This window comes from Pseudaminobacter sp. Soil_N_29 (assembly GCF_057656055.1).
Genome location: NZ_JBDGLC010000001.1, coordinates 1,003,414 through 1,025,377 on the forward strand (window position 1 = coordinate 1,003,414; position 21,964 = coordinate 1,025,377).

The following is a 21,964-nucleotide window of genomic DNA, read 5'->3' on the forward strand; positions in this document are numbered from 1 at the left end:
ATGACAGGATGGAACATCGACAGGCGTAGATTTCTCAAGGCGGCGGGAGTGCTCGGCGCCGGACTGGCGATGCGGCCCGGCTTTGCCTGGTCGGCCGACGGCGACACACTGCGTATCCGCATGGAAGGAGATTTGCAGACGCTCGACCCGGCTTTCATGAATGGTGGCATTGAAGATGTCATCATGCGAGGCATCTATGTGACGCTGAACCGGTTCGGCGATCTTCGAGAAGGCTCGCCCTGGGCGCTCTGGGGGGCCGAGAATCTTGAGCAAAAGGACCCGAAAACGATTGCCTTTACCCTGATCGATGGGCTGAAATGGTCCAACGGGTTTGGCGCCGTCACCGCCGACGACGTAAAATTCTCTTATGAGCGTATCGCCGATCCAGACTTCGGTTCACCCTGGGCCTACCAGTTCGAGCAGCTCGACCATGTCGAGGTCATCGACGCGCGAAGCGGCATCATCCATCTGAAAAGCCCATACCAGCCGCTCTTCGTGGTCTCGCTGCCCTATTACGGTGGCCATATCCTCAGCCGGGCAGCTATGGAAAAAGCCGGCGGCAAGTTTACCACCGAGCCGCCTGCAACGTGCGGCCCCTATGTTTTCGCCGACTGGCAGCAGAAGCAGAAGGTGACGCTTACCGCCAATCCCAACTGGCCGGGGCCGAAGCCGGAATTCGGCAAGGTCGAAATCTATATCGTCTCCGACGATCAGGCGGCGCAACTTGCCTATGAGGCGGATGCTTTCGACTACACCAAGATCGCGACCTCAGCGACCAAGGCGGTCAAGGCCAGCCCGTCCGCCGACACCACTGTCATCGAGGCGCAATCGACGCGCTATGTGTGGCTCACCATCAACATGCTGAGCCCGCGCCTGCAGGACATCAAAGTTCGGCAGGCGGTGCAGTGCGGCGTCGATGTTGGCCAGATCCTGACCGGCGTCTATGACGACCTTGTTCCGCGCTCCACAGGCGTTGTTCAGCCCGGCACCAAATTCGCGCGTGCCAAAAACCTCATCGAGGGCGTGGACTACGAGAAAGCCGCCACGCTGCTCGCCGAGGCCGGCGTAAGCGACCTGACGCTGACCTTGACGGTTATGAACGATTCGATCCGCACCGCCACCGCCCAGATCATACAGGCGAGCCTCGAACAGGCCGGCATCAAGGTAGAGATCCAACCCTATGACGAGGCGGCATTCTGGGGCGTCGGCGACAAGACCCAAGGTGACGGCTACAAGAACATCGACCTCGCGCTGATGGACTTCGCCGGCGGCGTCGACCCGTCCGAAAACCTCGTCTGGTTCCGGCCGGACCAGATTGGCGCATATAATTGGTCCGGCTTTGACAGCCCCGATTACGAGGCCGACTATGAAGAACTGGTGGCAGAGATGGACCCAGCCAAGCGCATCGAACTCTCAAACCGGATGGAGGACTTGATGGAACAATCGGGCTGCTTCTTGTTCATCTGCCACCAACCGCTCATCGCCATTCATCGAACGGGTTTCGAACCGGTTGTCTACCCGGATGGCCATCCCAACCCGGTCCTGTTCAAGAAGAATGCGTAATCGGCACCACGTGGACGGCCGGTTCATAACGGACTAGACGCCTACTGGAAAAGATGGAGGGTTGGAGCCTGTCCTTTCCGGATCAAGGCGGGAGAGGCTCTAGCCGGACTCGATGACAGACAATGAGACCGCAACCGCCAAGCAAAAGCGCGGCGCAAAGAAACCCAAGCCGCGCTTCAGTCGTGAACAGGCCGACGTACGCCGCGCAATGCTGATCGAAGCTGCAACGCGCTGTCTCTCGCGTGGCGGCATCGGCGCGTTCACGATCGACCGGATCTGCAGCGAAGCCAACGTGTCGCGCGGACTGATCAACCATCACTTTGATGGCCGCGACGGACTTCTGGTGGAGGTCTATAAATCGTCGCTCTATGCGACAGTGAACACTCAGGTAGCAGAGGCCAAGCGCCGACGCGCAGAAGCGTCCGGCTGGTCGCCTGAAGCTTCGCTTCGTGCGCTGGTGAAGTCCAACTTCTCACCCGACTATTTCAGCCGTGACAACTTGCTGGTCTGGTTGTCGCTATGGGGTGAGATCGCAGTCAATCCACGCCTTCAGGCCGCGCATCGCGACCTCTACGATGCCTACAGGGCCGAACTCGCCGAGGAGATCGAAGCCGTCGCCACGCAGCGAGGTCGAAAGGTCGATGCCCGATCACTTGCCCGCAATTTCATCGCCCTGGTCGATGGGCTCTGGCTGGAATGGTCTCTCGACGAAACTGTGTTAACGCCCGAAGCGGCCGAAGCTGCCGGCTTCGAAATGCTGGAACTGCAAGTAGGACCGCTGCGCGACGCTTGAGCAAGAACCGGACGCCGGACCTCAATTGAGCGGTGAGCCGCCCTCGCGCTTGCGACGGTCCATGTAATCCCGCAGCGCCTCATCGATGCCGGGGTCGATTGGCGGTTGTTCGTACTCGGCGACCATGCGCTTCCAGATGACATTGGCGCGCTCACGAGCAGTAACCTGTCCACGCTCCATCCAGGTGTCGTAGTTGTCCCAGTTCGACACCAGCGGCGAATAGAATGCGCGTTCATAGCGCTGCATCGTGTGCGCTGCGCCGAAGAAGTGCCCAGCCGGACCGACCTCGCGCACCGCATCGAGCGCTAATGTATCAATGTCGACCGCCGGCGGGTCGAAATAGGCCGCCATCATCTGCAGCATCTCGGCATCGATGACCAGCTTCTCGAATGACGCGGTGAGGCCGCCGCCCAGCCAGCCGGCGGCGTGCAGCACTAGGTTGGCGCCCCCCATCAGGCACCCCCACAGCGACATGGCGCTCTCGTAAGCCGCCTGCGCGTCGATCGAATTGGCTGCGGTTACGTTGCTGGAGCGGAACGGTACGCCGATCAGGCGGCAAAGCTGGCCGGTGATCTGCGCGGCTTGTGTATATTCCGGCGTGCCGAAGGCCGGAGCGCCGGTCCTCATGTCGACGTTCGATGTGAAACCGCCATACATAACCGGCACGCCGGGTCGCACGATCTGCGTCAGCGCTATGCCGGCCAATGCCTCGGCATGCTGCTGCGACAGCGCGCCGGCGAGTGTCACCGGGCTCATGGCCCCGGCCAGCGTGAACGGGGTGATGACATTGACCTGGCCATGCTCGGCCAGGGTGATCAAGCCTTCAGCCATTGGGTCATCGAGCTGCAACGGCGAATTGGTGTTGATGACGCCGGTGAACACCGGCATTTCGTCGGAGAGTTTTTCGCGCGTCGTGCCGAGTGAGATCGCGACCATCTCCAGCGCGTCGATGGCCCTGCCCCGGCCGAGCGTCTGCGGCTGCCAGTTCTTGTCGAGCAGCGTGATCTCGGCGTAGTACAGGTCAAGATGGCGTGTGTTCTGGTGCAGATCGAGCGGCTCGAACGGCCCGCCGCCCTCCTGATGCAACACATTGAACGACTGGATGAGCTTCAGGTAATCGCACATCTCCGCATAAGTGCCGGGACGACGGCCGCGATCATTGTCCATGACGTAGGCCGGCCCGCCGACCGAGGAGAGGATGCAGTGCCGCCCGCCGACCTTGACGTTTTTCTCGGGATTTCTGGCGCGTAGCTCGAAGGAGGACGGGACGGTTGCGATACGCTCCATGATCATCGAGCGGTCGAAACGTACCCGCATTTCGCCCTCATCGACATCAGCACCCGCCGCGCGATAGAGCTGGCGCGCCTCAGGCTTGAGAACGCGCATGCCGATCTCTTCCAGGATAGTCAGGCCCATCTCGTGGATCATTTGAACTTGATCGGCGGACAGAATCTCGATTGGAGCGTAGGGCCGCATCAGCTGCTTCCACGGACGCTGCGCGATGGTACCAACCTCGCGCTGCGGGCGACCGGGTCTACGACGCGTCAAACTGCGTTCCATGATCTGTCTCCTGAAGGCAGAAATGGCCGCTCGCGCAGCGGCAGCGCAGCCTCTGCCGGCAAGTCGAGCTGGCGCGCGTGTTTGTGACCCGAATGCACCGCATCGGCGATTGAGGAGGGCGCCAGGCAGTCGCCGATGCGCGTGATCGACCGCAAGCTGCCGCGCTCGCCTTCTGTTACAGCTGAAAGTTCGTCGAATAACGCCTGCTCGGCGATGCGTCCTGTCACCAGAACCAGGGTGCCGAAGTCGCGGCGCATGATTCTGCCGGTGTAGGTGCAGGCGAATTCGGCCACGCCCTCCGAGGCCGACAACAGGCTCCGCGACAAGAACACATCGACCCCGCTATCCATCAACCGCTTCTGAATGAAGAACTGCTCGTCGGTCATCTGCGTCCAGCTCGATACCAAAGGAAGCGGCGTAGCGATTGCGACGTCATGACCAGCGAGGCGGAATTTTTCTGCCAGAGCGCCGCCCATGAAATAATGCTCGTCGTCATAGACCAACACTGGCCCCGCCACCCCAGCGCCGGCGAATATGTCGTCTGGCGTCAGGACCGATGGGGAACGGGCGATTTCGGCAGGGATCTCGACACTGGAGCCGACGCCATCTCGCCGCCACGTGCTGCCAGTAGCAAGCACAACATGGTCGACTCCAAGCGACAGCACATCCTCAGCGCCGAGCCGGCTGCCGGGATAAATATCGACGGTATCCTGTTTGGCCAGCATATGAACGCGGTGGTCGCGCACCCGCGCCCATGCGCCGAGCCCCGGCAGCGTCGCTTCCCGCGAGACACGACCTCCAAGCGCATTTCCTGCCTCTGCCAGGAGCACGCCGTAGCCACGCCGGCCGAGCGTCAATGCGCATTCCAGACCTGCCGGACCGCCGCCAACAACGAGAACCCGGGCATCCGACCCCTTTCGCGCCAGCCGTTCCGGATGCCAGCCACGCCGCCATTCCTCGCCGATCGTCGGGTTCTGCGTGCAACGCAGCGGCACGGCTTCGTTGTTGGCGGAGCGGCAGATGTTGCAGCCGATACACTCGCGGATTTCGTCCTCGCGCCCCTCAAATATCTTTTTCGGCAAAAAGGGATCGGCGATCGAGGGGCGAGCCGCACCGATGAAATCTTGGATACCGCGCCTGATCTGCCCGACCATGGTGTCTGGTGAAGTAAAACGCCCGACGCTGACGACCGGCTTTGTAGTCACCGTCTTCACGAAGGCGACATGTTCTTCCTGATAGCCTTCCGGGCTGAAGCGCGACGATTTGGAATCGTTGCCGAGAGCGCCAGCGACATTGACGTCCCAGAGGTCCGGCAGTTCGGCCAGAATCTCGATGATCTCGCGGCCCTCGCCTTGCGAGGTGATGCCGAAGGGTCCGTGCAGTTCATCGACCGCGAGCCGTACTGCGACCGCGCATGTCGCACCAACCGCGTCCTTCGTGTCCTCGATCATCTCACGCAGCAACCGCACGCGGTTCTCGAGAGAACCGCCATATTCGTCTGTTCGGCGATTGGTGCGCCGCGACAGAAATTGGAACGGCAGATAGTCGTGCCCCGCATAGCAATAGACGATATCGAATCCGGCGCGTTTCGCGCGGATGGCCGCTTCGCGCTGCCAGCGGCGGAATTCGCGAATGTCCTGCCGATCCATTGCGCGCGCCCCGCCGGGTTGAACGAATTTGGGCGGTTGCACCGAAGGCGCGATCATAGGCTCGCGCGTGAGCCGGTTGTTGGCGTGAGCGCCGCCGTGCCAGAGTTCGACGGCCGCCAGGCTACCCTGCCCGTGAATGGCGTTCGCTGTGTGAGCAAGGTCGCGTACGTCGTCCTCGTCCCATAACGACAGGAAGCCAAACGGCGAATCGTCGGAACTCGGATGTATCGAGCAGTATTCTGTCGAGACGACGCCCCACCCCCCCTCGGCCTTTACGGAACGCAGGGCGGCACTGCTTTGCGGCTTGAGGTAACCCATACCGGTCGCATGCGGCGTCTGATAGAAACGATTGGGAGCGGTGACCGGCCCTATCCGAACCGGCTCGAACAGTATCTTGTATCGAGGGTTGCAGCCCGTCGGCATTCCGCATTGGCCTTGTTGAACGAATGTCAAGCAAGGCTATTCTAGTTGCGCGCGGAACGCAATGGCCCCGGTAAAAAGAGCTTCTGGAATGTATTAAACGACCGCCTCGTCATCTGCCCGGCCATCGGTATCATTAATGGCATGCTCTACGAGCGAGCCCTTTGGCTTCACGGTCAAATTCGGCATGCAGCGCATTCTCTATGACAACAGCAGAGTCTACACGGAACTGTGCTACAGGCGCCATCTCGAGAAACGCCATGGTTTCCATTGCGATTCGGAGCCTCCGAGGGCAATGCCCACGGTCCTGACAGACCATTGTCGAAAATCGCCGTAAATCAAGGGCGGCGGATGGAGAACTCGGTCTCGCAATCGGCAGCCCGCTCGAACTCGTCCCTTGAACGGAAATGCCTTCGTCACACATCTTACATAACATGCGCAAGCGTATTACGAGACAGAAGCCCGATGCCGAATGGAGGCCACGGGGGAGAGCCGCCAAAGGGACGGCGCCGGTCGGCAACAGGCATCTTGCCGAGCAGCGGCGCAAGTTCCTCCGTACCCACTACATGAACAAATTCCTGAGCCGGTGAGATCGCCGGGAGGCCAAGGGAGGACGGGATGGCTGAAAGTCTAGCTCAAAAGGTCTGCACGCCGTGCCGGGGCGGCACTTCACCGCTGACGCAGGAGGAAGCGGCGGTCTACCTGTCCCAGACGCCGGGATGGGAATTGGAGGACGACGGGCGCTGGCTGCGCCGCAAGTTCAAGTTCGCCGATTTTCGGGAATCGCAGGGCTTCGTCGACCGGGTCGGCCGACTGGCTGAGGAACAGGGCCACCATCCCGACATCTGTTTCGGCTGGGGTTACGCCACCGTCTCGCTGCAGACCCACAAGATCAAGGGGCTGCACGAGAACGACTTCATCATGGCAGGCAAGATCAGCGAGCTGGCTGGCCGGTGATCGGCCGCAGCGATCCTGGGTCTGGGCATGGCCGACCTCATTCAGCCGAAACTCGTCAATGAGCCGTTCTCCGATCCCGTGCTGTTTCTCGATTTCCGCTTCCGGCGCCGCGCGCTTTTGTTCGACCTGGGATATCTGACGCCGCTTTCCGGCCGCGAGATCGTGCGCGTGAGCCATGTTTTCGTTTCCCACATGCACATGGATCATTTCGTGGGCTTCGATCGATTGCTTCGGTCGCAGCTTTACCAGCCAACCGGTCTCAATTTGATCGGCCCACCGGGGCTCGGAGATGCGGTCGAAGCCAAGCTCAGGGCATATACCTGGAACCTGCTCGGCACGCAGCCGACTGGGCCCCGACCGGGTTCGTGCGATGCAGTCTTTTCAGGGAGCAGGCGGCCTTCGCGCGCGAGGAGGGCGAGCCGCCGCCGGTGCCATCCGGCGTGCTTCTCGAGGATGACGAGTTTCGTGTCGAAGGGGCGATGCTGGATCACGGAATCCCCAGCCTAGCCTTCGCGTTGCAGGAGAAAGTCAGGGTCGATGCGCGCAAATCGCGGCTCGGCCTGCCCATCGGGGCCTGGCTGACCGAAGCCAAGCGATCTGTTCGGCGCGGCGATGCGCCTGACACCAAAATTGCGGCCGGCCGTCGAGACATATCGCTGGCTGAGCTGTTGGCCACCCAGGCACTGACGATCGGTCCCGGGCAGCGGGTCGCTTATGCGACCGACCTGATCTACAGCCCGGACAACGTGGCGCGCGTCGTCGCGCTGGCACAAGGCGCCAGGCAGTTGTTCATCGAGGCTGGCTACCTCGACGAGGATCGGGCGCTGGCCGCCTCAAGGAGCCATTTGACCGCCGCGCAAGCGGGACGTATCGCCCGTGCGGCAGGGGTGGCCCGTGCCGTGCCGATGCATTTTTCCTCCCGTTACCTGAAGCGCGAGGGTGAGCTCAGGCGCGAATTCGAAACAAACTTCGATGGCGGCCGGAAGGCCGGGCGCCCAGAAATGACGCGCAACGGCTCCAACTATTGAGTCCGCGCATCCTGCGTTCCGAAAGTCGTTCGCGATCATTGCAAGAAGCATTCTGACGACCGCAGTTGGCCGTGCCACCGCGTCAATGCCAATACCTGGCGCGCCGGGCATGACAAGCCGAGAAAGAGGTCCGCGGCATCTGAGGCGATCAAGGCCGGCATGTTCCAGCCAACATGAACGCGGACATGGACGCCTCGAAAGCGTCAACCGCATCCGGGGCAACGCCTTCCTCCTTGGCCGCCGCCACGATCGCGGCAGCCACCGGATATTCGGACTGTCCCTCGACGGCGGCAACCAGCGCCAGCACCTCGGCGCGCTCGAAACCCTTGGCGACCTCGAGGTCGGTCATCGACGGCTTGCCTGCGGTGAGCGTGCCGGTCTTGTCGAGCGCGACGACCTCGACGGACTTGAGCGCCTGCAGCGCCTCACCGTTGGCAAGAGCACGCCAAGCTCAGCGGCACGGCCAGTGCCGACCATGATCGAGGTCGGCGTCGCCACCCCCATCGCGCAGGGGCAGGCGACGATCAGCACGGCGACCGCATTGACAAGTGCGAAGGTGACGGCGGGGTCGGGGCCGAAAAGCAGCCAGGCCAGGAAGGTCAGCGCGGCGGCGGCCATGACAGCGGGTACGAGCCAGGCCGTGACCTTGTCGACCAAAGCCTGGATCGGCAGCTTCGAGCCCTGGGCGGTCTCGACCATGCGGATGATCTGGGGGGCAGCGTGTCGGCCCCGATCTTGGTGGCGCGATAGCTGAAGCTGCCAGTCTTGTTGATGGTGCCGCCGATGACTTCAGCACCTTTGCCCTTGCTGACGGGAATGGGTTCGCCGGAGAGCATGGATTCGTCGATGAAGAACGAGCCGGAAAGCACGATGCCATCGACCGGAATCTTGTCGCCGGGGCGCACCTGGATGACGTCGCCGACAACGACCTCCTCAAGGGGGACGTCAACGAACTCGCGGTTGCGCTCGACAACGGGCCGACCTGGGCCTGCAGACCCATCAGCCGCTTGATTGCCTCGCTGGTACGGCCCTCGGCCTCAAGGAAGCGGCCGAGCAGGATCAGCGTGACGATGACGGCGGAGATCTCGTAGTAGACGTTGACCGTGCCGGCAGGCAGGACCCACGGTGCGAAAGTGGCAACCACCGAATAGGCCCAAGCCGCGGTCAACCCGAGCACCACCAGCGAGTTCATGTCGGGCGCGGGGCGCACAGGTGCCGGCACGCCCTTCCTGTAGAAGCGCAAGCCCGGGCCGAACTGGACGATCGTCGCCAGCACGAAGAAGGCGATATAAAGCGTCTGCTGGCCGACATTCATCAGCAGCGAGTGGTGCAGCGGGGGAATGGCGTGCGAGCCCATTTCGAGCACGAAGATTTCCGCGCGAGGCTATGGGCGTCGAAACGGTGCCTTGTAGTGGACCGGCGTGCAAGCTCGGCGATGGCGTTCTGGAAGCCATGTTGGTTGGCAAGAGCCGTCATGCGATACATATGAGCCGCCTCAGAATGTGAACTGAGGATATAGGAGAAGTCATCATGCGGCTGGATCGCGCCGACCGACGCAGCGAATTGCGCATCCGCAGCAGCCAGCGCCGCAGTGGCCTTTGCGAGTTCAGCCTCCGTCAGAACATAATTGGCAGATGCCATCACATAGGATCGGATCGCCTCGAATTTCGGGTCATTCGCGTTGAGGAAGGCGTTGACGTTCCGCTTCAGGGAATTGAGGCTTGGCAGAGGAGACCTTGCGGGGCTTGCGACCGGCGTCCTTGGCCGACACTGCTGCCGTTTGCGACTTCACCGCAATACGTTGCCGCTTGGATGCGGACTTACTGTGCCCACTGGAATGGAGGACGACGATGGATCAGATGATGTCGGGGGAATGTGGGGGATGGGGGTCACGAGCCTTGTCTTCCTCGTGTTGGCAGTGCTCGGGATAGCGGCGCTGATCAAGTATTTGTTCTTTCAGTGACCTTGTCCGCCTGCTGGCGGGTCGAGGGACACGAGAACTTGACCGTCTGCCGCATGAGGCGGCTTCGGTAACCCTTCCGCCGGCGCCGATCTCCGGGATCGATGCGATTATTGCCTCAGAGACTGGGTCGTGATCTGCCCCATTGCGGCAATCCCGCAGCCGCCCGACCTCGGTCGACCGGGGTGAAGCTGATCTTGCGCACCTCGGGACAGAGTTCGCGCCCCACCTTGCCCGGCCGCGAGAAGTCGAGCGTGACGCCTTTCTCATAGGCCCACAGGTCGAGATCGCGGGAGATGAATTCCGAACCCTGGTCGACCCGTATGGTCTTCGGATAGCCGACATTGCCGCAGATCCGCTCAAGCGTCAGCACGACATCTTCCCCGCGGTAACTGAACCGCGGATCGACGGCCGGCGAGAACCGGGAATAGGTATCGACGATGGTCAGGATCCGGATCTTGCGACCGGTGGCCAGTTGGTCGTGGACAAAGTCCATGGCCCAGGTCTCGTTGATCTGGACGGCTGCGGCGCGATCCTGACGCAGCTTCGCCTTGACCCGACGTTTGGGGGACTTGTTGCGCAATTGCAGCCCCATCTCCTTGTAAAGACGATAGATCCGCTTCGGGTTCACCGCCCAGCCGTCCCGGCGCAGCAGAACGTGCACGCGGCGATAGCCGTAGCACGCGGGTCTCGCAGATCTCCTTGATCCGTTGCGATCCGCAGCGTCGCGCAGGCACGCCTGGCCGACACCTTCCATTCGCCCCGCAGCCTGTCGACAAGGTCACGCTTGCGGGCAGGCCTCAGAGCTTTTTTGACAGCACATCCTGAAGCATGGCCTTGTCGAGCGACAGATCGGCCACGATCCGCTTCAGCTTGGCATTCTCCCCCTCGAGCTGACGCAGACGTCGCATCTCCGAGGGCATCAGCCCGGCGTATTTCTTGCGCCAATTATAAAACGTCGCGTCGCTGATGCCCGCCTTCCGGCAGACTTCAGCCACCGGCGCGCCATCCTCGGCCTGCTTCAAAACAAAGGCGATCTGCGCCTCCGTGAACTTCGATGCTTTCATGGAACTCTCCCTCTCCCGACACCGGGATCATACGTGGAAAATTCCAATTCAAACTGGCCCAATTCTGCGGGAGCACGTCATCGGTTTGCCCTGCTGGGTGGTGGGGGAATAGGCAGGGGTTGGCGCAGGGCTTTTGGTGTTGCGCAACGCCAGAGCCCGACGCGTGTGGAAGGTCAGTGCGAACTCGTCGGGTGTCCGCCAGCCGAAGCGTTCGATGGACAAGGAGAACGGTTAGAGCGTGCATCCCGGGCGAGGACAAAAGCGAAGCGCTTCCTCAGTGATAATCGAACTATATGCGCGCCTTTTCAAACTCGGCCCAAGCGATCTCGAAAGCGGCAATATCGAAGTCCGGGCGACGAGCTGGTTCCAGAATCAGCCGCTCAATTGCCTGGAGTTTTCTAATCGATGCGCCTAGGACGGGGATGACTTCCTCCGGAACAACGACGGCGCCATGTCGGTCCGCGTGGACGAGTTCGCAGGGGCTTATTTCCATGCCGAATACACGAACCTTGACGTCGAAATCGACGACGTGAACGAAACCGTGGCTGGGGCCGATGGACCCTGCAATGACTTGGAAGTCTGCTGCCAAGTCGCCGAGGTCTCGCATGACACCATTGGTGAGCACACCCGTGATGCCCAGCCCCTTATGAACTTCGGTGTTGATCTCGCCCCAGTAAGCAGCGACGCATTCGGGAAAATCGAGATCTTCAATGACCGTCACCGCCGGATTTGGTGCCTCGGCCATGTATCTGTAATAGGCCATCCTGCGGCTCCTGATCACGTCGGCCGCCTCAGCGGACGGTTCCTTCCCGCGTATCCTCGCAGTCCGTGCATAACCGACGATCGGTGGGAGTGCAGGGTCCGCAGCCAGAACGGTCTGCCGTGTGAACCGAGAAAATCCGCGCTTACCTTGCGCCACCTCGATTGCATTGCAGACGGTCGGCGTGTCTACGCTGCGGAGGAGATCGAGAAGGGCCGTGTCCAAACTTGGTGACATCATTTCCTCAGGTGGTGGCAAGCCAGCGGCTCAGTTCGAGATTCACGGCCTGCGGCCTTTCGAGCGTCGAGAGGTGTCCCGCACCAGGCACGATCGAAAGCCGAGCTTTCTGGCAAAGTTCCGCAATCGCCTCATGGCGAGCGGGCGGACATAGGGCATCTTCTTCGCCGCAAAGGACCAAGATGGGGCCGAGATAGTCAGGAATGGTTTCGGCCGCACTCTTCCGGTCACGAAGTGCGAGCGACTGGCGGACGAACGTAACGGCTCCGAGATCGCGCGCCATGTCCTTGACGATTGCTCTAAGCTCGGAGTCAGCGCGGTTCTCCTCGGCGAAATAGAAGGGCATCATTTGCTCTTCAATGACCCGCTCGAGTTCGCCGTCCCTGACAGCTTCAATCTGCCTGTTTCGTACCTCGTAACGCTCGGGGGCGTCGGCCAGATGGTTTGTGTCGAGCAGCGCCAGGCGGTCCACCCTTTGCGGCGCCTGCCTGGCGACCTCCATCGCAACGATGCCGCCCATCGAGAGCCCGCAAAGCGAAAAGCTTTCGAAAGGCGCTTCGGCCAACAGGTCGATTGCAAGGTCTTCGATCGAATCCTTGCCGCCGATGTCGGCAACCCAGATGTCGCACTGGTCAGCAAGGTGCGCGATCTGCGGACCGAATAGACGACTGTCGCACATCATCCCGGGCACAAAGACAAGAGCTTGGCGTTCGGTATTCATTGAAACTCCAGGAAGTCTGACGCCAACGATCACCGACGGCGCCAGACATGAGATTACAGGCGTGTTGCACCAGCCGGATCGTCGGTGTTGCGGACCCGGAAGAGCGCTGCTTCTCCCGACATCGAAGGGGTGAGTGAACGCTCCAGTCCAGGAGGCACCGCACAAGTGTCACCCGGCGCCAAAGTGGATGAGCCACCCTCCCAGGCAAGCTTCCAGTGACCGCGGTGTACGAGGAGCACCTCATGGCGATCCGTCGAATAGCAGCCTTCGCCAAGGGATCCGCGGCTCAGGAAATCCACCTCAAAACCAGCTCGGTCACGGATGAGGGCATCTTCCGAGGTTCCGATCACCCGAGCTGGAGCTGACTTCGAGAGCGACACCATGTCGAGATAGCGGCCAACATAGTCCGGCACTACCTTTGCCACCGGAGTTTCCGGGAAGGCCGTCAACTCTTCCTCGGTCAGCAGCGGCATCGGTTTTACGCCCGACGGGAGCTGCTGGCCCTTCTTGGTATCATAGAGCTTGCCCGTTTCAGACAGCACCAGCCCGTGGTCCCTGGCATCCTCGATGACCTGAGGCGCCCAGATCACGCCGCCGCCCGCGTCGTCGCCGCCCAAGATCGCCATGATGATCCCGTAATCCGTGCCAATGTTCTCGAATCCCCGGAAAATGCCTGTGGGGATATCGAAAATGTCGCCTTCTTCGAGGATGACCTCCCCGGCCGTGCCGTTGCGACCCCAGAAGAAGCGCCAGCGTCCCTTGTGCACGTAGAAGACCTCGGCAGTGCGGTGCGAATGCAACGAGTTACGGCACTTCGGTGGCTGCCCGGCGGCACCTATGTTGAAGCCCGGCGTGTCCCTGATGTGGATATGCTGGTCCGCGCTTTCGGAAACGCCGCCGCCGATGATCGTGAAGTTTTCCTTCTGGTCCGAACCCGGCGTGTGGGCGTCGATGAACGCGGTCTTACACGGCACAAGGTCGCCGTAGCGCACAATGCGCCTTTCCATTTCTGCGGGTGTCATGTGATCATCCTGTCTTGAGAAGAATTTGCTTCCAGATCGCCGTCTCGTCGAAGAGCACGTATTCGCGTCTGAGCCCCCAGGGGCCGAATTCCGCATGGCTGATGCCCATGACATGCACTTCCGCCCCGGTCGGGGTGCCGAACGCGCCCCAGCCATCGTGCTTGCCGGTCAACGACCAGCGAACCGCCGCGCGAGGCGAGAACTCGGGATCGTCGCGTCCAATCTGATGATGGATTTCGAACCGGGCATTCGGCAGCGCTGCCCTCAGTCCCATCCAGAACTGGTCCGCGTCGCCGAAGCTGTGTCCCGTCACTCCGCCGGGCAACTCGAGCTGTACCGCTCGATCATATTCCTCATTGATGACCGCCATGTCGGCGTCCATGATCCGGGTGAGAATGTTCGCATAGCGCTTTCCGACCGGGTGATCATTGCCCTTGCTCGTGTAGCCGCCGCTCACGTCCATTTCGGGCGTGAATGGCTTCACGCATTTATCTAGACCCCCCTCACGCTCGATCAAATCGGCCGCGAACGCCTTCGGATCCCAGCCCATCTGGCGGACGATCGCGCCCTGATCGCGGATTAGCCACTCGTCATAGATCTGATTGTTGCGGGCAGCACAGTCGGCAAGAATCCGGTACTTCAGCTTTTTACCTGTCGGCTCGCCATATACGCCCGGGCGAGAATGGGTCGCCGTGGACAGCAATCGGTGGGAGGACAGAAAGCCGTCGTCCTCGCTCCCGCACCAGATCACATCTTCGCCCAGCAGCGTGCGGTCGGGAAATTCGGCGAGCGTCGCCATGGTCGCGGCGATAACGTTCTTATTGCCGATCACCAGTGACGCAGGCGAGCGCACGGGCATTGTTTCCGCATAATACTGATGCAACGTTGCGATCTTGCGGTCTTCCCAGATCTCCTTGGTGATCCCGATGATGTAGTCAGGGAAATCCTTGAATTTGGGGTCAAATCCTTTGAGTGCCATTTTTAGTACCTCATCCGGCGGTCCATCCGCCATCGATCAGAAGTGAAGTGCCCGTGATCATCGTCGCTGCATCACCAGCGAGAAACACGACTGCACCCATGACGTCCTCGATCTCGCCGACACGCCCGAGCTTGATTTTCGAGGCTATCCAGGCAGCACGATCCGGATCGCGGAAGGTCGGCTCCGACAAGGGTGTGCGAATGAAGGTGGGGCAGATCGTGTTGACGCGGATGTTGTGAGGCCCAAGCTCGATAGCCGCGGATTTCGTCATTCCCTCAAGGGCATGCTTGGTTGCTGCATAGACGGTACGGTCGATGCCGCCGACATGCCCCATCTGCGACGAAATGGAGATGATCGAGCCACCCTTACCCGCCCGTACCATGCCCCTCGCCACTGCCTGCGTCGCGAAATAGGCTCCGCGTAGATTGACGTTCACGACTGCATCAAAATCTGCCACTGAGGTTTCGACCATGGGGGCATGCCGGGCCAGTCCCGCGTTGCTGACAAAGATATCGAATGGCCCGGCTGCGTCGATCGCCGCTGACGCGGCCACGGGATCGTCGACGTCGAGTTGGAGGGCTTCCGCGGAAAAGCCCTCCGCCGTTAGCGCCCGGACGATCTCGTTCAGCGCGTCACGTCCGCGGGCGGCGCAAACGACGTGCGCCCCCGCTTCGGCAAGGGCCGCTGCGCAGCCGAGCCCGATGCCTCGGGAGGCGCCTGTGATTACCGCCCTTCGACCATCCAGCCGGAAAGACGGCGTGCGTGGGAGTCGGCTCACGGACGAGCCCTCCCGGTTTCGGGATCGAAGCCAATACGCGCCTTGTTGAACTCCCGCATACGCCCCAGAGCATCGACCCCCAGCTGGTCATATGCGTGCAGCAGATCAACCAGGACCCAATTCTCTCTTATCCTACCATTCTCGATCCGCCAGAAATCGAGCGACCGCATTTCGATCCGCTTGTTGGCGGGCGCAATACCGAGCCAGCCGCCATGCGACAGCGTCTGGATCATATTCGGCCAACCTGTCACGGCCGCATAGTTGCGATCGCCGAAGAAGTGACAGTCGATCTGCTCGACGTGCTGTCCCCGGTCCGGCATCGCATTCAGGAACGGGATCTGGTGCCAGTTTCGGAACCCGCGCATGCCGCGCCCTGTCCCGATACCCGCGGGTCCGTACCAGTTCATGCGGGGATGCCAGTAGCGGTCCATCTCCATGACTTCTGGCCCGCCCTGGGATGGGTACCGCTGCAAGGCCGTAAGCATGTCGACGATGTGGTTGCGGCTGAAGGCGCCTTCAGCCGCAACGTACGGACCGGGCACGATGCCATCCTGGCTGGCCGGGCCCGGCACGTGCCACTCACGACCGAGGCTGGGTGCCAAGGGCCAGGCCGAGGCTTGCATCATCACCTCTGGGATGTCCCAGATGGCTTGAACCTCAACCACTCGCTCGTTCTCAAGCCGGAAGAACTCGTGGAACCGCATGGACACCTGATGCCCCGTGGGCGGAATGTCGAGCCATGGGGCACAGAACGTTCCGGTGTAATAGCCGCCGCATCCAACCCAGTCGGCGTCGGCTGCGTCCGGACCTGCCATGACAATGTAGTCGCGCCGCTCAATATCCGGAATGGCCTTGAATAGGTCGGCGTAGGCCTTGTCGAAGAAGGCACCCGCATCCGTGTCGCCAATCGGATGCGGCAGCCTGACAAGTGCATCCGCTGAAAGCAGCCGATCCAGGGCCGAACGAACGCCTGCCTCGGAAAAGTCGTACATCGCTGACCGCAAAGATGCGATCAGCTGTTTGTTGCGGGTATGCCGATCGAGGATCATTCTGCGCCCGTCCCATACGGCACGTCTCGGTGGCCGTAGCGGCGCACCCGGACGTTCGCCTGCTCGGCATGGCCGACGAAGCCCTCGAGCATGCAGAGCCGCGAACAATATTCGCCGATCAGTGCCGAAGCCTCGTCGGTGATGACCTTCTGATAGCTGTGCGTCTTCAGGAACTTGCCGACCCAAAGCCCGCCCGTGTAACGCCCCGCCTTCTTGGTCGGCAGGGTGTGGTTGGTGCCGATGACCTTGTCGCCGTAGGCGACGTTGGTGCGCGGCCCCAGGAACAGCGCGCCGTAACTGGTCATGTTTTCAAGGAACCAATCGTCCCGGTCCGTCATCACCTGGACGTGCTCCGAAGCGATGAAATCGGCCAGCTCGAGCATTTCCTCGTAGGTGTCGCAGACGATAATCTCGCCGTAGTCCTCCCAGGATTTTGCCGCCGTGGCCCCGGTCGGCAGAATCGTGAGCAGACGCTCAATCTCGGCCATCGTTTCGCGTGCCAGTTTCTCCGAATTGGTCAGTAGCACGGCGGGGGAATTCACGCCGTGTTCGGCCTGCCCCAGAAGATCGGTCGCGCACATCTCCGCGTCGACCGTCTCGTCGGCGATGACCATGGTTTCGGTCGGCCCCGCGAAGAGATCGATACCGACGCGGCCATAAAGCTGGCGCTTGGCCTCAGCCACGAAGGCATTGCCAGGACCGACCAGCATGTCGACGGGTGAAATGCTTTCGGTTCCGAGCGCCATGGCGCCGATCGCCTGGATGCCGCCAAGGCAATAGATCTCGTCAGCTCCGCCCAAATGCATCGCAGCAACGATCGCCGGATGCGGCGCGCCGCCCTGTGGAGGAGCGGACGCGATGATGCGCTTCACGCCGGCCACCTTGGCAGTCACCACGCTCATATGTGCGGAGGCGACCATTGGATACTTGCCTCCAGGAACGTAGCAGCCCACCGAGTTAACCGGGATGTTGCGATGGCCGAGGATCACGCCAGGCAACGTTTCGACCTCGATGTCCTTCATCGAGGCCTTCTGGGCTTCAGCGAATTTTCGAACCTGCTCCTGGGCAAACTTGATGTCTTCCAGGTCGCGCTTGCCGACCTGCGCCAGCGCAGCCTCGATCTCCTGTTCGCTCAGACGGAACGACACCGGGGAAAACTTGTCGAACTTTTCCGAGAGTTCGCGAACCGCGGCGTCACCGCGGTTGCTTATGTCGGCCAGGATCGTTTCGACGGTCGAACGCACCCGCGCGTCGTCTTCGGCGCGCGCAGCCTCGCTCTTGGCGGTCTTCAGATGACGGATCATGATAGATCCTCTCAGACCGCGGCGGCCGGCCGCGGCGGCACCTTTCGGCCCGCGTCGTACTCTTCCCAGCCGTGACCATTGAACGGGTCGACACCGAGCTGGCGCATCACGTGCGGGAAGTCAACCATCACCCAGTTGTCTACGATCTTGCCATCGACGACCTTCCAGAAGTCCATGTAGCGGATCTCGACACGCTTGCCCGTCGGAGCAATACCCATGAATTCGCCCGAATGGGTGGCTTCCTGACGGCCGAATGCCGCCATCCATTCGCCCTCGGCCAAACGTGCCTCGTCAATGCAGACCTTGTCCGAGAAGGCCGCCTGGAAAGGACGCTGCCAGTTGTCCTGAAACTCCTTCAGGCCATTTTTGGTGCCGCAGCCTGCATTGCCGAGCCAGCGGAAACTCTCCGCGAAGAAAGTGCCGATACCGTCGATGACGTGATCGTTAAGACCATCGACCATTCCTTCGACGACCCGCCTCGTCTCTTCCGTCTTCGAGCGGTCGTTGTTTTTGGTAAGCACTGCCTGTTCGGGGCGTGAGCCTTTCATGATGTTCTCCTTTGTTATCCTTTGACCGCGCCCTGCGTCAGGCCGGACACGAGTTGCTTTTGGAAGACAATGACCAGGAGGAAGAGCGGAGCAGTGATTGACACCGCGGCTGCGACCGCCTGGACCTGGTCGGTGGTAGTGGTTTCCCGGTTGAAGAACCCGGTGATGGCGGGGACCATGGTCTGCGACTGAGCATCCAGCAGCAGCGAGCAGACCAGGTAGTCGTTGTAGGCCAGCAGGAACGAGAACAGTCCCGTCGTGATCACTCCTGGCCACATGACGGGCATGATCACCCGCCAGAAAGCGCCGAAGTGCGAACAGCCATCGACCCGTGCCGCCTCGTCCAACTCCGTCGGGATGTTCTGGAAGAACGAGCGAAGCATCCAGATCGTGAAGGGCTGATTGATCGACACCAGAACCATTATGACCGCCAGGGGTTGGCCGTATAGGGTCGGAGGGGCATCGCTGAACACATGCAGGATGGAGCCAAGTACGGGTGCATTCCACAGAGGCATGAGGAGTTCGCGGGAGTTGATGAAGGGCGGCAGGTAGCCCGTCACCAGCACCGAATGCGGCAGCGCCCGGAAAATGAGCGCAGTTATCAGGATCCAGAAAGCCAGATTGCTGTTGGCGCGTGACAGAGCGTACCCGGCGAGTGTCCCAACGGTGAGCGAGATTGTGACGGTGCCGAAGGTGATGATCAGGGAGTTGATGAAGTTCCGGTAGAACCCGTAGTCCACCCAAACCGCACGGTAATGCTCGAAGGTAAGACCGAACAGCGGACGCGCCAGATGGCCAAGTCCCGGAATAGGCGCGACAACGCTTTCCAGGCTGCGGACGAGAACCGGGAGCACCCACCAGGCTGCGGCCGCCAAGAGCAGATAAAGAGCTGACTTGGCAACCTGTTTTCCCGCGCGACTACGCCCGATCCGCGCATTCGTGAAGGCGGCATAGTCGATCCAAGCCGGGATGCGTACGGCGACAATCACGGCAGCGAGGCCAAGGATTGCAGCGATTGCAGATATGCCCCCGCGTTCCTGAATCGTTTGATAGCCCAGCAGGACCTGAAATGGGTCTTCAGCGAACGCGTCGAGCGGCAGCTTGAACGACATCACCACGATCCACACGAGGGGAAATGCCGCGACTACGGCCCAGACCGCGACGAACGCAGCCGTCGCAACCTTGAGGCCAGTGGGGGGCTGAAGCGCCTTGGTGTCGGCCATTGTTCGCTCCTAGCGTTTCACACGATGGTCGCGCCATGCCTGCCGCAACAGCGGAATGAGCAGGATGACGATGCCGATCATGGTGAGCATTGACGATGCGGACGCGCGGGCGATCGAGCGGTTGCCGCTGTTGTCCGGAATGAGGAAATCGTAGGTCAGCCACTGAAGCGAAATCCGATAGGCCTGGCTCGAGAAGCCGACGACTTCCTCAAAGACACGGTACGCATCCATCAGATGGATGAGCGCGACAAACACGATCAATGGCCGGAGATGCGGAATGACGACGTAACGCAGCCGTTCGAAACGGGACGCGCCATCAACGATGGCCGATTCCAGCGTGTCCTGATCCAAGGTCTGGAGGCCAGCATAGAAAATGACGAATGCGAACGGCGTCACGCTCCAGACCCTATAGAACATCATCAGCGCTTCGATCGCCCAGCCATTGGCAAAAACCGCGATGTTTTGGCCCGTGAGATGTTCGAGGGCGGCCGTCATGATGCCGTCCCCAACGAACAGCCACCGGATGGACAGCGCGCCAATGACAGGGGTGATTATGAAGGGCAGCAGTGTGATGAAGATCACCGGTCCCCTCACCCTCTTGGTGATGTTGTTGATCGCGACGGCCACCAACAACCCGAACGCAAGAACCAGAGGCAGCGTCACGAAGGTGAATGTCAGCGTGAATCGCAGGGCCTTGTAGAAATCGATGCTGAGGATATCCGAGAACCCACCAGACGTGATGGCTCTGGCGACAGCTGTCGGCCGAAGCAGCGTTCGGTAGGTGTCGAGACCGACGAACCTGGTCTCGACCACGGGTCGTCCGTTCTCGTCCAGGACGGCCGTCGACTTGGTTTCCTGGACACAGTTCTGGATCAGGAAACCCGGCGTGCAGGTTTCGACCGTGACCTGTTCATACACCTGTTGCGTGACCTGGAAACTCTGGACGAAGACGCTGATGAGCGGCAGGGCGATAAACACGACCATCAACAGAAGGGACGGCGCGACAAAGGCGTAAAAGGTGCGTGACTTCATTCCGCCGCTGCCTTGGTTTGTCGGTTGATGCACGCCGGCGCTTTGCGCCGGCGTGTCAGGAGTGGGTTGTTGTGCGTAGGCATTCCTGGCCGACTACTTGATCAGGCCTTTTTCCTTGGCGGCAGTCTCGTACACTGCCTCGATGTCTTCCAACGTTTGTTCGGCGGAACGCTTGCCCGTCAGGAAGTCGGAGACATGATTGCCGAAGGCGGTGTGGAGCAGTCCAAGCGCCGGGGAAGCAGGATAGGCAGGTGCACCTGCTTCTGCCGATGCAAACGCGCCGGCGGCCAGTTTTCCTGGTTGGTAGCCCTTTACCAACCAAACGGCCGCGTCGTTGTTGGCCTTGACCATATCTTCGCTAAGGCCCTGCATGACCAGCTTGAACGCCGCGTCGGCTTCCTCGTCGGAGATGTTCTTGGCGATGGTCACGCCGTCCCACCAGATCGTGGTAGCAGGCTTGCCGCCTGGAACCGCGGCGGGCGCGGCGGCGACGTTTATCTTGCCGACGACTTTCGACTCGGCCGGATCGTCCATCGCTCCCGCGCGCGACGCCCAGAGATTTGCCATGGCGACGGTTCCCTGCTGCAGTTGCTGCTGGACCGTGGTCGAATCCGACACCAGAAATTCCGGGTCCATGTACTCGGAAAGCGCCTTGAGCATCTCAAGGGCTGTCACGCCCTTTTCGTTGTTCACCGAAGCAACATTGCCTTCGCCGAAGAAGGTACCGCCAAAGCCGAGATACATATTGACGAACTCTTGGCCGAGGTTCCACCCGGTCTTGAAGGTACCGCCGAGCGGATATTTCACGACCCCGGCTTCCTTGATCTTTTTGGCGGCCTCAAGAACCTCGTCGTAGGTCGTTGGCACCGCGATGCCCAAGACTTTGAAGATGTCCTCGCGGTAGACTAGGTGCTGCGCGTTGACCATCATCGCAACGGCCATGACCTTGCCATCGATCTTGATGAGCTGGTTGGCCTGAAGGTTCTGGCCGTATTTGGCGACGAGTTCATCGAGCGGACGGATGGTTCCGTCCTGAAGCAGCGCCACGATGCTTTCGGTCGCCACACCGCCGATCTGATAGAGCGCAGGTTTTGCTGCCAAGGCCGCGGGCTGTTTCTGGGCGAAGTCCTGATCGAGCTCGGCGCGGAAGTTGCCGCATTCGGCCATGGCCCCCGTCACCGCCTTCCAAGCTTCGAACCCCGCGCTCAGGGATTTCAAGGGAACTTTGTTCTCGTAGCTGCATGCCGCGTGCGCGGATGCAACAGCGAGCAGGGACACTGCTGCCGCCACTGCCAGTCGTCTAAACATATGCCA

At 61.1% G+C, this 21,964-nt stretch carries 19 protein-coding genes and 2 pseudogenes; 5 read left to right on the top strand and 16 right to left on the bottom strand.

Features of this window, described 5'->3' with window-relative positions:
• Together AC3A4H_RS04790 and AC3A4H_RS04795 are read left to right on the top strand one after the other, a co-directional pair.
• Nucleotides 1-1,563 carry an ABC transporter substrate-binding protein gene (locus tag AC3A4H_RS04790; protein ID WP_487765653.1) on the top strand — a complete coding sequence of 521 codons (1,563 nt, stop codon included), beginning with the start codon at nucleotides 1-3 and terminating at the stop codon, nucleotides 1,561-1,563.
• Nucleotides 1,564-1,675: 112 nt separating this feature from the next.
• Complete coding sequence (locus AC3A4H_RS04795) at nucleotides 1,676-2,356, top strand: TetR/AcrR family transcriptional regulator (protein ID WP_487765654.1); 681 nt, start codon at nucleotides 1,676-1,678, stop codon at nucleotides 2,354-2,356.
• A 21-nt stretch (nucleotides 2,357-2,377) separates the two neighbouring features.
• Here AC3A4H_RS04795 and AC3A4H_RS04800 read toward each other — a convergent pair whose 3' ends face one another.
• Both AC3A4H_RS04800 and AC3A4H_RS04805 read right to left on the bottom strand, forming a co-directional pair.
• Nucleotides 2,378-3,916: a trimethylamine methyltransferase family protein gene (locus tag AC3A4H_RS04800; protein ID WP_487765655.1), complete on the bottom strand. Its 1,539-nt coding sequence runs from the start codon at nucleotides 3,914-3,916 to the stop codon at nucleotides 2,378-2,380.
• A complete protein-coding gene (locus AC3A4H_RS04805; RefSeq protein WP_487765656.1) occupies nucleotides 3,901-6,018 on the bottom strand; it encodes an oxidoreductase in 2,118 nt (705 codons plus the stop codon). The genes AC3A4H_RS04800 and AC3A4H_RS04805 overlap by 16 nt, the downstream gene beginning before the upstream one ends.
• Nucleotides 6,019-6,603: 585 nt before the next feature.
• Between AC3A4H_RS04805 and AC3A4H_RS04810 the strand changes: the two genes are divergently transcribed.
• The 3 genes from AC3A4H_RS04810 to AC3A4H_RS04820 are packed head-to-tail and all read left to right on the top strand — an operon-like array spanning nucleotide 6,604 to nucleotide 7,970.
• A complete protein-coding gene (locus tag AC3A4H_RS04810) occupies nucleotides 6,604-6,942 on the top strand; it encodes a 4a-hydroxytetrahydrobiopterin dehydratase (protein ID WP_487765657.1) in 339 nt (112 codons plus the stop codon).
• A gap of 27 nt (nucleotides 6,943-6,969) precedes the next feature.
• Nucleotides 6,970-7,449, top strand: a complete 480-nt coding sequence (locus AC3A4H_RS04815) for a hypothetical protein (RefSeq protein WP_487765658.1) — start codon at nucleotides 6,970-6,972, stop codon at nucleotides 7,447-7,449.
• Complete coding sequence (locus AC3A4H_RS04820) at nucleotides 7,383-7,970, top strand: MBL fold metallo-hydrolase (RefSeq protein WP_487765659.1); 588 nt, start codon at nucleotides 7,383-7,385, stop codon at nucleotides 7,968-7,970. The genes AC3A4H_RS04815 and AC3A4H_RS04820 overlap by 67 nt, the downstream gene beginning before the upstream one ends.
• Before the next feature lie 187 nt (nucleotides 7,971-8,157).
• Here the strand turns inward: AC3A4H_RS04820 and AC3A4H_RS04825 are convergent.
• The 14 genes and pseudogenes from AC3A4H_RS04825 to AC3A4H_RS04890 all read right to left on the bottom strand — a co-directional run.
• Nucleotides 8,158-9,342 (bottom strand): annotated as a pseudogene (locus AC3A4H_RS04825) (HAD-IC family P-type ATPase); the annotation flags it as partial.
• Entirely contained in the window at nucleotides 9,285-9,611 is a 327-nt protein-coding gene (locus AC3A4H_RS04830; RefSeq protein WP_487765904.1) for a hypothetical protein, read from the bottom strand. The pseudogene AC3A4H_RS04825 and the gene AC3A4H_RS04830, both read right to left, overlap by 58 nt.
• A gap of 548 nt (nucleotides 9,612-10,159) precedes the next feature.
• Nucleotides 10,160-10,997 (bottom strand): annotated as a pseudogene (locus tag AC3A4H_RS04835) (DDE-type integrase/transposase/recombinase); the annotation flags it as partial.
• A gap of 289 nt (nucleotides 10,998-11,286) precedes the next feature.
• A complete protein-coding gene (locus AC3A4H_RS04840) occupies nucleotides 11,287-11,997 on the bottom strand; it encodes an RraA family protein (RefSeq protein WP_487765660.1) in 711 nt (236 codons plus the stop codon).
• Nucleotides 11,998-12,001: 4 nt separating this feature from the next.
• Nucleotides 12,002-12,748 carry an alpha/beta fold hydrolase gene (locus AC3A4H_RS04845; protein ID WP_487765661.1) on the bottom strand — a complete coding sequence of 249 codons (747 nt, stop codon included), beginning with the start codon at nucleotides 12,746-12,748 and terminating at the stop codon, nucleotides 12,002-12,004.
• Nucleotides 12,749-12,768: 20 nt separating this feature from the next.
• The gene (locus AC3A4H_RS04850; protein WP_487765662.1) at nucleotides 12,769-13,737 is read right to left on the bottom strand and encodes a cupin domain-containing protein; all 969 of its coding nucleotides are present in this window, start codon (nucleotides 13,735-13,737) and stop codon (nucleotides 12,769-12,771) included.
• A gap of 4 nt (nucleotides 13,738-13,741) precedes the next feature.
• Nucleotides 13,742-14,716, bottom strand: a complete 975-nt coding sequence (locus AC3A4H_RS04855) for a nuclear transport factor 2 family protein (RefSeq protein ID WP_487765663.1) — start codon at nucleotides 14,714-14,716, stop codon at nucleotides 13,742-13,744.
• Between the two features lie 10 nt (nucleotides 14,717-14,726).
• Entirely contained in the window at nucleotides 14,727-15,494 is a 768-nt protein-coding gene (locus AC3A4H_RS04860) for an SDR family NAD(P)-dependent oxidoreductase (RefSeq protein ID WP_487765664.1), read from the bottom strand.
• On the bottom strand, nucleotides 15,491-16,543 hold the full coding sequence (locus AC3A4H_RS04865) for an ester cyclase (protein WP_487765665.1): 1,053 nt from the start codon (nucleotides 16,541-16,543) through the stop codon (nucleotides 15,491-15,493). Before AC3A4H_RS04865 ends, AC3A4H_RS04860 begins: the two co-directional genes overlap by 4 nt.
• Entirely contained in the window at nucleotides 16,540-17,847 is a 1,308-nt protein-coding gene (gene hisD / locus AC3A4H_RS04870; protein ID WP_487765666.1) for a histidinol dehydrogenase, read from the bottom strand. Before hisD ends, AC3A4H_RS04865 begins: the two co-directional genes overlap by 4 nt.
• 11 nt (nucleotides 17,848-17,858) lie before the next feature.
• Nucleotides 17,859-18,395, bottom strand: a complete 537-nt coding sequence (locus AC3A4H_RS04875) for an ester cyclase (protein WP_487765667.1) — start codon at nucleotides 18,393-18,395, stop codon at nucleotides 17,859-17,861.
• A gap of 14 nt (nucleotides 18,396-18,409) precedes the next feature.
• The gene (locus tag AC3A4H_RS04880; RefSeq protein ID WP_487765668.1) at nucleotides 18,410-19,618 is read right to left on the bottom strand and encodes a carbohydrate ABC transporter permease; all 1,209 of its coding nucleotides are present in this window, start codon (nucleotides 19,616-19,618) and stop codon (nucleotides 18,410-18,412) included.
• A gap of 9 nt (nucleotides 19,619-19,627) precedes the next feature.
• Nucleotides 19,628-20,650, bottom strand: a complete 1,023-nt coding sequence (locus AC3A4H_RS04885) for a carbohydrate ABC transporter permease (protein WP_487765669.1) — start codon at nucleotides 20,648-20,650, stop codon at nucleotides 19,628-19,630.
• 93 nt (nucleotides 20,651-20,743) lie between these two features.
• Nucleotides 20,744-21,928, bottom strand: a complete 1,185-nt coding sequence (locus AC3A4H_RS04890) for an ABC transporter substrate-binding protein (protein WP_487765670.1) — start codon at nucleotides 21,926-21,928, stop codon at nucleotides 20,744-20,746.
• Nucleotides 21,929-21,964 lie beyond the last annotated feature (36 nt).

Excerpts from the sequence above, each read along its gene's own strand:
- AC3A4H_RS04790 (WP_487765653.1), top strand. The coding sequence starts at position 1 with ATGACAGGATGGAACATCGACAGGCGTAGATTTCTCAAGGCGGCGGGA.
- AC3A4H_RS04795 (WP_487765654.1), top strand. The coding sequence starts at position 1,676 with ATGACAGACAATGAGACCGCAACCGCCAAGCAAAAGCGCGGCGCAAAG.
- AC3A4H_RS04800 (WP_487765655.1), bottom strand. The coding sequence starts at position 3,916 with ATGGAACGCAGTTTGACGCGTCGTAGACCCGGTCGCCCGCAGCGCGAG.
- AC3A4H_RS04810 (WP_487765657.1), top strand. The coding sequence starts at position 6,604 with ATGGCTGAAAGTCTAGCTCAAAAGGTCTGCACGCCGTGCCGGGGCGGC.
- AC3A4H_RS04815 (WP_487765658.1), top strand. The coding sequence starts at position 6,970 with ATGGCCGACCTCATTCAGCCGAAACTCGTCAATGAGCCGTTCTCCGAT.
- AC3A4H_RS04830 (WP_487765904.1), bottom strand. The coding sequence starts at position 9,611 with ATGGCATCTGCCAATTATGTTCTGACGGAGGCTGAACTCGCAAAGGCC.
- AC3A4H_RS04840 (WP_487765660.1), bottom strand. The coding sequence starts at position 11,997 with ATGATGTCACCAAGTTTGGACACGGCCCTTCTCGATCTCCTCCGCAGC.
- AC3A4H_RS04850 (WP_487765662.1), bottom strand. The coding sequence starts at position 13,737 with ATGACACCCGCAGAAATGGAAAGGCGCATTGTGCGCTACGGCGACCTT.
- AC3A4H_RS04855 (WP_487765663.1), bottom strand. The coding sequence starts at position 14,716 with ATGGCACTCAAAGGATTTGACCCCAAATTCAAGGATTTCCCTGACTAC.
- AC3A4H_RS04865 (WP_487765665.1), bottom strand. The coding sequence starts at position 16,543 with ATGATCCTCGATCGGCATACCCGCAACAAACAGCTGATCGCATCTTTG.
- hisD (WP_487765666.1), bottom strand. The coding sequence starts at position 17,847 with ATGATCCGTCATCTGAAGACCGCCAAGAGCGAGGCTGCGCGCGCCGAA.
- AC3A4H_RS04875 (WP_487765667.1), bottom strand. The coding sequence starts at position 18,395 with ATGAAAGGCTCACGCCCCGAACAGGCAGTGCTTACCAAAAACAACGAC.
- AC3A4H_RS04880 (WP_487765668.1), bottom strand. The coding sequence starts at position 19,618 with ATGGCCGACACCAAGGCGCTTCAGCCCCCCACTGGCCTCAAGGTTGCG.
- AC3A4H_RS04885 (WP_487765669.1), bottom strand. The coding sequence starts at position 20,650 with ATGAAGTCACGCACCTTTTACGCCTTTGTCGCGCCGTCCCTTCTGTTG.